Below are 13033 nucleotides of genomic sequence, written 5' to 3'. Positions count from 1 at the left end.
TATGCATTTATTATATGACGAGAATGGAAATCCCATTCCGCACGGAGCTCACGACGAGCACCATCATCACCATGACCATCATCACGAGGGAGAAGACTGCGGACATGCCTGCAATGCATGCGGTTCCGAAGAAAAATGCAAGGACGAGAATCTTGCCCTTTTAACCTATATGCTGCAGCACAATGAACATCACGCAGCAGAACTCGACGAGATGGCCGACAAACTGGAAAAAGCCGGAATGGCGGACGCCGCAAAACAGATCAGGGAGGGAGTATCCGATTTCCAGAAAGGCAATATGCGCCTGTCCCTTGCACTGACACTTGTAAAAGAGCATTTGAAAGAAGTTAAGTAGAGGAGGCGTAAGCTATGTGCCTTGCAACGGTATACAAAAATCCGGAAAACACAGTTGTCTGTAAAAATGTGAGCCGCATCGATGTCGATGGAGAATACGTTCTGATCCGTGACATCATGGGTGAGGAGATCAGACTGCAGGGTAAGATCAAAATGGTAGATCTTGCAAACAGCATCGTAGAGCTGGACTGTGAATGATAATTGGTTGACGGAACCAGTTATTCTATAAAAGCGGTTTTAGGCCCCCGGGCTCTGCAAATCGGAACAAACAGAACAAGCGAACCGGGACTTAGAATAGGAATATATTATATTAAAGCGGAGGTAAATTGAATTATGAAACTTTCAGAAGAGATGAAAAACAAGACCCTTCTGTCTTTTGAACTGTTCCCGCCAAAGACAGAGAAGGGACTGCAGAATCTGCCGGGTACCATCGACCACCTGATGAAGTACAACCCGTCTTACATTTCCTGTACATACGGAGCAGGCGGCGGCAACGTCGGAGCAAACCGTGAAGTATGTCAGATGATCAAAAATGCCGGAACTACACCGGTTACCCATTTCACCGTTATCAAAAACACAAAAGAAGGAATCAAAGAGCAGCTGGATCAGTATCTGGTTGATGGCGTAGACCATATGCTGGCACTGCGCGGAGATATTCCGCTTGGTGAGACTACAACCTGTGGTGACTTTGACTATGCTACCGATCTTGTAAAATTCGTACGTGATACCTACGGCGACAAATTTGAAATCGCTGTTGCAGGTTCACCGGAAGGCCACATCTCCTGCAGAAGTCTGGAGTCTGATATCGCAGTTCTGAAACAGAAACAGGACAACGGAGCAGACTACATCATGACACAGCTCTGCTGGGATATGGAGCAGTTCAAATACTGGCTGGATGCAATCCGTAAAGCAGGAATCACCATGCCGGTAGACGTTGGAGTAATGCCGATCCTGGATCAGGCTGCTACTATTAACATGGCACTTTCCAGAAACGGCTGTGTGATGGACAGAGAGCTTTCCAGAATGATCTCCAGACACTGGCTGTTCCCGAACCCATTTGCAGCAAAAGATGCAGAAGGAAAACCGTTCGACGTATTCTACGACAAGAAAGTTGCAGAGTTCAAAGAAGAGGGTATCGAATATACCGTAAAACAGATTGATGCATACCGTGCACTCGGTGTCAACGGAATTCATCTGTATGCACTGAATAAATGGAAAGACGTATCTGAAATCATCGACAGATCCGGCCTTTGCACACTGGTTTAATGAATTAATTACTTGAATTTGGGAGGCATCCGATTTTTATGGCACATGTAATAGCTGTCGCCGGAAAAGGCGGCGTTGGAAAAACAACATTATGCGGCTTGCTGATCCAGTATCTCTGCGAGTCAGGAAAAGGTCCTGTTCTTGCGGTTGATGCGGACGCAAACTCGAACCTGAATGAGGTACTCGGTGTAGAAGTAGAAGCTACCCTTGGAGATATCCGGGAGGAGATTGCCCGTGCAGAGATGGCATCCAAAAACCCGATTCCGGCAGGTATGAGCAAGGCAGATTATGCGGAATTTAAATTTGCAGGCGCTCTGACTGAGGAAGATGATTTTGACCTGCTTGTGATGGGAAGAACACAGGGAAAAGGCTGCTACTGCTTCGTCAATGGACTTCTGCAGAATCAGCTTGCAAAGCTGTATCCGAATTATCCCTTCATGGTTGTGGATAACGAGGCAGGCATGGAGCATATCAGCCGTGGTATACTTCCGGGAATGGATACAGCTATTTTGGTCAGTGACTGCTCAAGAAGAGGAGTACAGGCCGCTGCGAGAATCGCGGAGCTGATCAAAGAATGCGATATGAAGCCGAAGCAGGTAGGACTAATCGTAAACCGTGCGCCGAATGGCGTGTTAAATGAGGGAACCCGTGAGGAGATTGAAAAACAGGGATTAACTCTCCTTGGCGTTGTTCCGCACGATGATCAGGTTTATGAATATGACTGTGACGGAAAACCAACCGTACGTCTGCCGGAAGACTCTCCGGTACGCGCGGCATTAAAGAAAATCGTAGAAAACCTTGATTTATAAAAACAGAGAATCTGCCCTCCGCTTTGTACACGCTGCAGACGGAGGGATATTTCAAAAGTAAAATATCCCCCATGGGAGGATGTTTTTACCATAAAAATATTAAAATACAATCTTGAGGAGGACAAGATGAGCGAATTCAAATTAACAAGCGTAGAAGAATTCGAACAGGCCACGAATGAGCTCCTGGAAAATGGTGCAAAGGTTGGCGCTGACGCATGGCAGTTTCGTGTAAAAAACCAGACCCCGCACTGTAAATTCGGTGAGCAGGGAACCTGCTGCCGTATCTGTACGATGGGACCTTGCCGTATTACACCAAAGGCACCGAGAGGAATCTGCGGATGCGATGTACACGGTATTGTAGGACGTAACTTCCTGCGCTTTACAGCAGGCGGTTCCGCAACACATTCCGATCATGGCCGTGAGATCTGCCACACACTGCATGAGGCTGATCCAAACGGAAACTACAAAGTAAAAGATCCGGAGAAACTGATCCGTATCGCAAAAGAGTGGGGCGTAGAGACAGAAGGAAAAGATATTTACGATCTGGCACATGAGATGTCCGAGCTGGCTCTTTTAGAGTATGGTAAACCGTTCGGAACACAGAGATTCCTGAAACGTGCTCCGCAGCATACACAGGATATCTGGGAGAGAGAAGAAATCGCACCGCGTGCGATTGACCGTGAGGTTGCATGTTCTCTTCATATGACTCATATGGGATGTTCTTCCCTTCCGGAAGCACTCGTTCGCCAGTCCCTTCGTTCCGGACTTTCCGATGGATGGGGCGGCTCCATGATGGGTACCGAGTTCTCTGACGTACTGTTCGGAACTCCAAAGCCGATCGAAACCGAGGCAAACCTTGGTGTTATGAAAGAAGATGAAGTAAATATCATCGTTCATGGCCATGATCCGTCACTTTCCGAGATGATCTGCGAATACGCAGACGATCCGGAGATGATCGCATATGCAAAAGAAATGGGAGCAAAGGGAATCAACGTGGCAGGTGTCTGCTGTACTTCCAATGAAGTAGCAATGCGCCGCGGCGTGCCGATGGCAGGTAACTTCCTGCAGCAGGAAAACGTGGTACTGACCGGTGCCTGCGAGGCCATCGTTGTTGACGTACAGTGTATTTTCCCGGCCCTTGGACCTTTAAGCAAATGTTTCCATACTAAATTCGTTACCACCAGCCCGATTGCGCAGATGCCGGATGCAGAATACATTCGTTTCAACGCAAAAACAGCAGGTGAGAATGCAAAAGCCATCGTAAAAATGGCAATTGAAAACTTTAAAAACCGGAAACCGGAGCTGGTACATATCCCGCATATGAAGCAGAAAGCAACCGTTGGATACTCTTTTGAGTCCATCATCAAGACTCTGGATAAAGTAACCAATTCCCAGGTTGACCAGACCGGAACTCTGATGCCGCTGTGGCAGTGTGTGGCATCCGGCGTTATCCGCGGTGCAGTTGCCATGGTAGGATGCAACAACCCGAAAGTCCGTCCGGACACCGCTCACATCGAGCTGATGAAGAAGCTGATCGCGCACGACGTTATCATCGTTGCTTCCGGATGCTCTGCACAGGCAGCAGCAAGAGCAGGTCTGATGGACAAACGTGCTAAAGATCTCTGCGGTGCAGGTCTGAAACGTGTCTGCGAGCTGGCTGATATCCCGCCGGTACTCCACATGGGATCCTGCGTTGATATCTCCCGTATGATGGTTCTTGTAGCAGAACTTGCTAAAATCGGTAATGTCAATATTTCCCAGCTTCCGGTTGTCGGATGTGCTCCGGAGTGGATGTCTGAGAAAGCAGTTTCCATCGGAAACTATGTTGTAGCAACCGGTATCGATACTTACCTTGGCGTAGAGCCGTATGTATCCGGATCCACTGAGGTAACAGGACTTCTGACCAACGGTGTCCGCGACTGGGTTGAGGCAGCTTACACAGTAGAAAAAGACATCGACAAGCTGGGCGATGCAATGCTCGCACGAATCGAAGAGAAACGTGCCGCACTCGGCGTATAAAAAGGACAGGGCGGTCCCTGACGTAAAAAGAGACCGCCCTTTTTGAAGTGAAAAGGTGTAAAATGAAAATAGCAGTAACTGGAAAGGGTGGCGTAGGAAAAACAACCATCGCAGCGACCCTTGCAAGACTTTATGCAGAAGAAGGCCATCCGGTTCTGGCTGCAGATGTCGATCCGGATGCCAATCTGGGCCTTGCGCTTGGATTTCCGGAAGAAATCCTCGATTCGATCATTCCGATTACCAAAATGAGAAAACTGATCGAAGAGCGCACCGAGGCAAGTGCAGACAACCGGTTTTACAAGATAAATCCGAGAGTAAGTGATATCCCCGATAAATACAGCAAAGAGTACAATGGAGTCAAACTCCTGACGCTTGGCACCGTGGAGACGGCCGGAAGCGGCTGTGTCTGCCCGGAGCATGTGATGCTGCGGAGAATCATCAACAGCCTGGTCCTTCACAGAGGGGATGTTGTCATCCTCGACATGGAAGCAGGCCTTGAGCATCTGGGAAGAGGAACGACGGAGGGCATGGATATGTTCATCGTAGTCATCGAGCCGGGTGCAAGAAGTATTCAGACCTATAAGAATGTCAAACGTCTGGCCGAAGAGCTTGGCGTTCATCAGGTTCATGTCGTGGCAAACAAAGTACGCGACGAAAAAGATGAGGCATTCATACAGGACCGTATCCCCCCGGAGGATCTTCTGGGCATGGTCCACTACAACCCGGAAATTATGGAAGCGGACAGGGAAGGTTCGTCTCCATATGATTACAGCGCGGCTGCAGTAGAAGAGATACGGAAAATAAAAACAAAAATCGATAAGTCAAACATGCCTGGCATGGAAAAAGTGTGATAGGAGGAAAAACACATGACATTATTCGAGAGAGTATTTGGCGGAAATGATGCAGTATACGGTCTTACCGAAGCTGCCGTTGACGCCGCAATCGCAGCAAACGGAGAGGAAAAAGCAGTCAGCTTCCCGGACACTGCTTACGCACTTCCGTGTTACTATGCTGTAACAGGAGTAAAGGTTACCAACTTAAAAGAGATGAAAGAGGCTCTTGGCGTGGTAAAATCTCTGATGACAAGAGAAAATCAGCTGAACGATGTATTTATGTCCGGTGTTGCAACTGCACTCTGCGCAGAGTTCATCGAGGCAATTAAATACATCGACGGTGCAAAACCATATGATGAGCCGTGCTACGGCCATTTAAGCGATGCCATCATCCGTGAGCTTGGTGTGCCGCTTGTAACAGGCGATATCCCGGGCGTAGCTGTTATCCTTGGAAGCGCTCCGACCGCACAGGAAGGCGTGGATCTGGTTAAGAGCTATCAGGCACAGGGTATTCTTGTAACACTGGTTGGCGGAATCATTGATCAGTGTCAGGAATTAGGATACAAGACCGGCGCAAACGTACGTGTCATCCCGCTTGGAAAAGACGTAACATCTGTAATCCACGTTGTATCCGTAGCAATCCGTGCAGCCCTGATCTTCGGTAACGTAACTGCAGGCGATGCAGGCGCACTGATGACCTACACCAAAGACCGTGTACCGGCATTCGTAAATGCTTTTGCTCCTCTGGATGATGTGATCGTTGCATGCGGCGCTGGTGCGATTGCACTTGGTTTCCCGGTTATCACAAACGATGACAAAGACGTTCCGGCTATTCCGAAGAGTCTCATTATCCAGAAGGACGTTTCCAAATTCAACGCAACTTCTCTGGAAGCCCGCGACATCAAGATTAAAATTACAAACATCGATATCCCGGTTGCATTCGCATCTGCATTTGAAGGCGAAATCATCCGCCGCGGTGATATGCAGGTTGAGTTTGACGGTTCCCGTGTAGACTGCTGCGAGCTGGTTCAGACAAAAGATGCTTCCGAAGTAGAAGATCACAAGATCGAGCTGATCGGACCGGACATCGACGAGTTCGAGGTAGGTTCCAAGCACAGCATTGCATACGTTGTTGAGGTTGCCGGAAAGAGCATGCAGCCGGATTTCGAGCCTGTATTTGAGCGTAAATTCCACAGCTACCTGAACTGCATCGAAGGTGTGATGCATACCGGACAGCGTGATATGATCCGTATCCGTGTCAGCAAAGAAGCTTTCAACGCAGGCTTCCGTGCAAAACACTTCGGAGAAGTTCTGTACGCACAGGTGAAGAACGAGTTCGAGGCTGTTGTTGACAAATGTCAGGTTAAGATCTACACCAATCCGGAAGACTGTACCAAGATCCGTCACGAAATTGCAATTCCGGTATTCGACAAACGTGATGAGCGTCTGTCTACCATGACAGATGAATCCGTACCGGTATACTACAGCTGTATCATGTGCCAGGCATTCTCCCCGAGCCATGTATGTGTTGTTACACCAGAGCGTCTCGGACTTTGCGGTGCTGTTTCATGGCTGGATGCAAAAGCTACCAACGAGCTGGATCCGAACGGACCTTGCCAGGTTATCACAAAAGAAAAAGTAATCGATGAGAGAATCGGTGAGTACGAGGATGTTAACGAGGCTGTTCGTAAACTTTCCCAGGGCGCTCTTGATGATGTATCTTTGTACTCCATCATGGAAAAACCAATGACATCCTGCGGATGCTTCGAGTGTATCTGTGGTATCGAGCCGTTCTCCAACGGTGTCTGCATCGCAAACCGTGAGTACGCAGGCATGACTCCTCTGGGAATGACCTTCTCCGAGCTGGCTTCCATGACAGGCGGCGGTGTTCAGACTCCTGGATTCATGGGACACGGCAAACACTTTATCGCTTCCAAGAAATTTATGAAAGCAGAAGGCGGCGTTGCCCGTATCGTATGGATGCCGAAAGAGCTGAAAGAGCAGGTTGCAGAGAAACTGAATGAAACAGCAAAAGAGCTGTACGGTATCGACAACTTTACCGATATGATCGGTGACGAGACCATCGCAGAAGATCCGGAGACACTGGTTGCATTCCTGACCGAGAAAGGTCATCCGGCACTTGGCATGGATCCAATGATGTAATTCGTATTTTACAGGCTTATCCTGTGAAAGAATAAGCAGACCGGCATGGCTTGGGAGGGGATTCCAAAGCGGAGGAGGAAGCCCTTTCCGGCACATGCCGGCAGCTGTAAAGTGATTTTCTGGAAAAAAACGGCTGACGAAGAGAAAACGGATACTTTTTGTCAGAAAATCTTGGAAAATATCCTGGTAAATCTTGCATTCTCCGGGAAAAAACGTTAAAATAATAACAGGTGTGTCCATGAAGCGGAATCATGGAGATATGCCTGTATGGAATTTATTTTTAAGGAGGCTTTTTTTATGCCGTTTAATCGCAAACCACAAAAGTTTAATGCAGCAATTAAATCCGTTGTAATCGGCAGCGGAGACAAAACCGTAACTCTTGGCGGAGAAAACGTATTACCATTCTATGCTTTCGACGGTGAAATCAAAAACGGACCGAAGGTCGGCGTTGAAATCACAGACCTTGGTATGGAAGGAGAACCGGAAAGCGTAAAAGCATACTATGAAGGTGCAGCTACCATGGGCGAGATTGCAAAAAAAGCAGCAGCTATGGAAGGTGCAGATTTCCTCTGCCTTCGTCTGGCAGGCGGAGACCCGAACGGTCTGAACAAATCGGTAGAAGAACTCATTGAGACAGTCAAAGAGGTTGCTGATGCCGTTGACGTGCCGCTTGTTGTAGAAGGATGTAAAAACGTTGAGAAGGATTCCGAACTGCTCACAAAAGTAGCAGAGGTCCTTCAGGGAAGAAACGTTCTTGTTATGTCCGCAAGAGAAGAAGATTACAAGGCAGTTGGTGCAGCCGCAGGTCTGGCATACAGCCAGAAAGTCGGCGCTGAGTCCGCTGTAGATATCAACCTTGCAAAACAGCTGAATGTTGTTATGACCCAGCTTGGTGTCAGCGCGGACAGCATTGTTATGAACGTAGGTTCTGCAGCAGTCGGATACGGATATGAGTACGTAGTATCTACACTGGACCGTATCAAAGCAGCAGCATTATCCCAGGACGATAAAATGCTGCAGATGCCAATTATTACTCCAATCGCTTCTGAGACATGGAATGTAAAAGAGGCAATGGCAACAGAAGAGGAATCTCCGGAATGGGGAAATCAGGAAGTACGAGGAATCTCTATGGAGATTCAGACAGCAGCCGCATCTCTGGCTTCTGGTTCTGATGCAGTTATCCTCAAACATCCACAGTCTGTTGCAACCATTTCCAAAATGATTCAGGAACTGATGTAATCAGTACGTAAGGAAGAGATTAGGAGGATAAAGAATTATGGCATTATCAGGTATTCAGATTTTTAAAATGACCCCAAAGAAAAACTGTAAAGAGTGCGGATGTCCGACCTGTATGGCATTCTCCATGAAGGTTGCACAGGGCGCTATGGATATTTCAGCGTGCCCATATATGTCTGACGACGCTATGGCACAGCTTTCCGAAGCTACCGCACCGCCAATGAAGACCATCAAAGTCGGAACCGGCGACAGTGAGTACACCCTTGGCGGAGAGACGGTTCTCTATCGTCATGAGAAAACATTTGTAAGCAAAACCCGTTATGCAGTATCTCTCTGCAGCTGCATGTCTGACGAAGAGATCGACGCAAAACTGGAAGAAGACAAAAAAGTTGATTACGACCGTATCGGTGAGCGTATGTGCGCAGAGATGCTGTATGTAAACTATGCCGGAAATGGCGTAGACAAATACGTATCTCTTGTAACGAAAGCAGCAGCAACCGGAAAAGTTCTGGTACTTGGCTGTGAGGACGCAGAAGCTGCAAAAGCTGCTCTGGAAGTATGCAAAGCAGGCAAACCGATCCTGAATGGTGCAAATGCATCCAATTATGAAGAGATGAGCAAACTTGCCACAGAGGCAGGCGTTGTTCTCGGCGTAAGTGGCGCAAGCATTGATGAGCTTCACGACACCGTAGAAGCAATCGAGAAACTCGGCAACAAGAACCTTGTTCTTGATACCACAGAAGCGACCATCAAAGAGACCTTTGCTACTACCGTACAGGTAAGACGTGCATCCTTAAAGGATACAGACCGTACCTTTGGTTATCCGTCTATTGTAAATCTGGCAAAAATTGCACAGGGCGACAGATATATGCAGCAGGCACTGCTTTCCCTGTTCACCATGAAATACGGTTCCATTATTGTTCTTGAGGAAATGGGATACGCAGAGGCACTTCCGGTATTCGGACTTCGCCAGAACGTATTTACCGATCCGCAGAAACCGATGAAAGTAGAGCCGGGCATCTACCCGCTGAACGGCGCAGATGAAAATTCGATCTGCCTGACCACAGTAGACTTTGCTCTGACCTATTTCCTGGTATCCGGAGAGCTCGAGAGATCCGGAGTTCCGGTAAACCTTGTAATCAACGACGCCGGCGGACTTTCTGTACTGACATCCTGGGCAGCAGGTAAATTCTCCGGTAACTCTATCTCCAAATTCTTCAAAGAGAATGTAGAAGATAAAGTAAAATCCAGAAAAGTTATCATTCCTGGTAAAGTAGCCGTATTAAAGGGCGACATTGAGTCCAAACTTCCTGGATGGGAAGTAATCGTTGCTCCGCTTGAGGCAGTTCAGCTTGTGAAATTCATGAAAGATCTGCAGGCAAACGGAGAACTGTAATACATAAAAATTCCGGGAGGAACTCCAGACAAGCGGAGTTCCTTCCGTGAAAAAAATAATTATGGGGGATTCCCAAAAGAAAAGGAGAAGAGATATGGCAAAATTTGTAACCATCGGCGAAAGACTTTCCGTTACAGCTCCTACTGTAAACAAAGCATTCGCAGCAAGAGATGAAGAGCCAATTTTAAAGAGAGCAAAACAGCAGCTGGATGCTGGTGCCGTTTACCTTGATGTAAACATCGGACCGGCTGAGAATGATGGAGAAGACATCATGAAATGGGCTGTTGAGCTGCTGCAGAGCAATTTTGACAATGTTCCGCTGGCTCTGGATACATCCAACAAAAAAGCAATTGAGGCTGGTATCTCTGTATACAACCGTTCCAAAGGAAAACCGATCGTAAACTCTGCAGATGCTGCAGGAAGAATCGAGTACGTTGACCTTGCGGCTGCAAACGATGCAATCGTTATTGCACTTTGCAACGGCGAAGGAATTGCAAAAGACAACGACGAGCGTATGATGTACTGCCAGACCCTTCTGGAAAGAGGTATGGAGCATGGTATGGAGCCGACCGATCTGTGGTTTGACCCGCTGTTTCTGGTTGTAAAAGGAATGCAGGACAAACAGATGGAAGTTCTTGAGTGCATCAAGATGTTCAGTGATATGGGACTGAATTCTACCGGCGGACTTTCCAACAACTCCAACGGTATGCCGAAAAACATCCGTCCGATCATGGATTCCGCACTTGTAGCTATGGCTATGATGCAGGGTCTGACCAGCGCCATCGTTAACCCGAATGACCTGAGACTGATGGAGACCATTAAATCCTGTGACGTATTCAAAGGCAACACTCTGTACGCAGATTCTTATCTGGAGCTTTAATCTTTAAATCTCGCAGGTTTTCCCCTGATGGTGCCGTAGCGTTTGCGAAAACCTGAGGCACCATCAGGGGTTTTTCTATCTAAAAGCGGAAAAATAAAAAAACAGCGGAGAATATATACGACTGGGGGATTTACAGATTATGGCAAAAGTAACCTTTCGATTTGAAGAGGGAGAACCGGTAGTCACCTACGCAACCGAGGGTGAGCGCCTTCTTGAAGTAGCGCAGAAGAGCAATGTGCCGATCGATGCACCGTGTTCCGGAAACGCATCGTGCGGTAAATGCCGCGTTCGTCTTGTGAGCGGTGAGCTGGATTCCAAAATAACCCGCCATATTTCTGAGGAAGAATATCAGAATGGCTGGAGACTGGCGTGCGTCAGCACCGTCAAAGGCGATGTTGAAGTGGAAGTGCCGGACATTGCATCCGCTTACCGGAGCCGCATGAAAGTGGCAGACCTTAGTTCACCGAGTGAAATTGCAATTTTTGAAGATACGAAAAAGAAAATTACAGACGCCGGTCTGGAGCTGAAAAACAGCATGCAGGTGATTACAATCTCAATGGAAGAGCCTACTCTGGATGATACGATGCCGGATAACGAGAGAGTAACCTGGGCTGTACAGGCAGCGACGGGGCTTGACCGGGTACGGATTCCGTACTCTGTACTGAAAAAAATGCCGGATGTCCTTCGGGAATCCCATTTTCAGGCACAGTGTGTCGTCCGGGTTACGCCAAATGACGTCTTTTTATACGATATGCTTCCAATGGAAGCAAAAGCAGTTGTCGGCGGTCTCGTTGTCGACATTGGAACAACGACAGTTTCTGCACTGATCGTGGATATGCTGAGCGGAGAAATCCTGGCAAAAGCCTCTTCCGGAAACGGACAGATCCGGTATGGTGCGGATGTTATCAACCGTATCATTGAATCCCAGAAACCGGGAGGCCATGAAAGACTGCAGAATGCAATCATCAAAGAAACCTTAAACCCGATGATCTCCAACATGTGCCGTGCAGCGAAAATCAGCAGTCAGCAGATTTACCGTGCGGCGATTGCCGGAAACACTACCATGGAGCATCTGATGATGGGCATCAATGCAGATCCGCTTCGGATGGAGCCGTATATTCCGGCCTTCTTTAAGACAAACTCACTGTTTGCATCGGATGTCAATCTTGCGATTCATCCGGACGCCCATATCATTCTGGCACCGAACATCGGAAGCTATGTGGGCGGAGATATTACTGCCGGCGCGTTGGTCAGCATGATCTGGAACCGGCCGGAGATGAGTCTTTTTATTGACCTTGGTACCAATGGCGAGCTTGCATTTGGAAACTCTGACTTTATGGTAAGCTGTGCCTGCTCGGCCGGACCGGCCTTTGAGGGCGGCGATATCAGCTGTGGCATGCGTGCGACCGACGGTGCGATTGAAAAATGTACGATTGATCCGGAGACGATGGAACCTTCGTACCATGTTATCGGAGATGAGGGTACGAAACCGATCGGCCTTTGCGGTTCCGGTATCATCGATGTGATTGCGGCGCTGTTCCGCGCGAAGATGGTCAATCCGAAGGGTAAATTTATCCGTGAGGGAAAACGGATCCGCCACGACAAATATGGCATGGGAAGCTATGTCATTGCGTTCGAGGAGGAGGCTGGAAGTGTCCGCGATGTTGAGATTACCGAGGTCGATATCGACAACTTTATCCGCGCCAAGGGCGCGATTTTCTCAGCGATCCGTACGATGCTGAACTATCTGGATATGGATGTTTCCATGATCGAGGAGGTTTACGTAGCGGGCGGTATCGGAAGCGGCATCAACATGAAAAATGCCGTTACCATCGGTATGTTCCCGGATATTCCGCTGGAAAAATTCCATTACATTGGTAACTCTTCCCTGACCGGTGCGTATTCAATGCTTTTATCGACAGCAGCAGAGAAGAAAACGTATGAGGTTGCCCGGAACATGACATATCTGGAACTCTCTACGGTACCAACCTATATGGATGAATTTGTAGCGGCGTGCTTCCTGCCGCACACAGACACGACGATGTTCCCGTCTGTGGAAGCATAAAACGGAAGCAGAACT

Annotated in this window: 11 protein-coding genes; all 11 read left to right on the top strand. The window is 48.2% G+C overall.

What is annotated here, in order from left to right:
- Position 1 precedes the first annotated feature (1 nt).
- The 11 genes from DXD92_RS00545 (at position 2) to acsV (ending at position 13018) form a co-directional block, all read left to right on the top strand.
- Entirely contained in the window at positions 2-352 is a 351-nt protein-coding gene (locus tag DXD92_RS00545; protein ID WP_055218122.1) for a hypothetical protein, read from the top strand.
- 14 nt (positions 353-366) lie between these two features.
- The gene (locus DXD92_RS00540; protein ID WP_022462432.1) at positions 367-549 is read left to right on the top strand and encodes a CooT family nickel-binding protein; all 183 of its coding nucleotides are present in this window, start codon (positions 367-369) and stop codon (positions 547-549) included.
- A gap of 135 nt (positions 550-684) precedes the next feature.
- A complete protein-coding gene (locus DXD92_RS00535; protein WP_118639895.1) occupies positions 685-1617 on the top strand; it encodes a methylenetetrahydrofolate reductase in 933 nt (310 codons plus the stop codon).
- A 38-nt stretch (positions 1618-1655) separates the two neighbouring features.
- Entirely contained in the window at positions 1656-2426 is a 771-nt protein-coding gene (locus DXD92_RS00530; protein WP_022462430.1) for an ATP-binding protein, read from the top strand.
- Positions 2427-2552: 126 nt separating this feature from the next.
- Complete coding sequence (cooS, locus tag DXD92_RS00525; RefSeq protein WP_055226451.1) at positions 2553-4445, top strand: anaerobic carbon-monoxide dehydrogenase catalytic subunit; 1893 nt, start codon at positions 2553-2555, stop codon at positions 4443-4445.
- A 62-nt stretch (positions 4446-4507) separates the two neighbouring features.
- The gene (locus DXD92_RS00520; protein ID WP_117509047.1) at positions 4508-5296 is read left to right on the top strand and encodes an ATP-binding protein; all 789 of its coding nucleotides are present in this window, start codon (positions 4508-4510) and stop codon (positions 5294-5296) included.
- Between the two features lie 15 nt (positions 5297-5311).
- Positions 5312-7441, top strand: a complete 2130-nt coding sequence (gene acsB, locus DXD92_RS00515; protein WP_118639894.1) for an acetyl-CoA decarbonylase/synthase complex subunit alpha/beta — start codon at positions 5312-5314, stop codon at positions 7439-7441.
- A gap of 297 nt (positions 7442-7738) precedes the next feature.
- Positions 7739-8680: an acetyl-CoA decarbonylase/synthase complex subunit delta gene (gene acsD / locus DXD92_RS00510; RefSeq protein WP_117509163.1), complete on the top strand. Its 942-nt coding sequence runs from the start codon at positions 7739-7741 to the stop codon at positions 8678-8680.
- A gap of 37 nt (positions 8681-8717) precedes the next feature.
- A complete protein-coding gene (acsC, locus tag DXD92_RS00505) occupies positions 8718-10073 on the top strand; it encodes an acetyl-CoA decarbonylase/synthase complex subunit gamma (protein WP_118639893.1) in 1356 nt (451 codons plus the stop codon).
- A 94-nt stretch (positions 10074-10167) separates the two neighbouring features.
- Positions 10168-10953: a carbon monoxide dehydrogenase/acetyl-CoA synthase methytransferase subunit gene (gene acsE / locus DXD92_RS00500; RefSeq protein ID WP_022462424.1), complete on the top strand. Its 786-nt coding sequence runs from the start codon at positions 10168-10170 to the stop codon at positions 10951-10953.
- Positions 10954-11092: 139 nt separating this feature from the next.
- The gene (gene acsV, locus DXD92_RS00495; protein WP_117509044.1) at positions 11093-13018 is read left to right on the top strand and encodes a corrinoid activation/regeneration protein AcsV; all 1926 of its coding nucleotides are present in this window, start codon (positions 11093-11095) and stop codon (positions 13016-13018) included.
- Positions 13019-13033 lie beyond the last annotated feature (15 nt).

Origin of the sequence: Blautia sp. TM10-2 (genome assembly GCF_003480845.1) — a bacterium.
GTDB lineage: Bacteria > Bacillota > Clostridia > Lachnospirales > Lachnospiraceae > Fusicatenibacter > Fusicatenibacter saccharivorans.
Note: the sequence above shows the minus strand (reverse complement) of the source record. Positions and strands in the feature narration are given on the sequence as shown.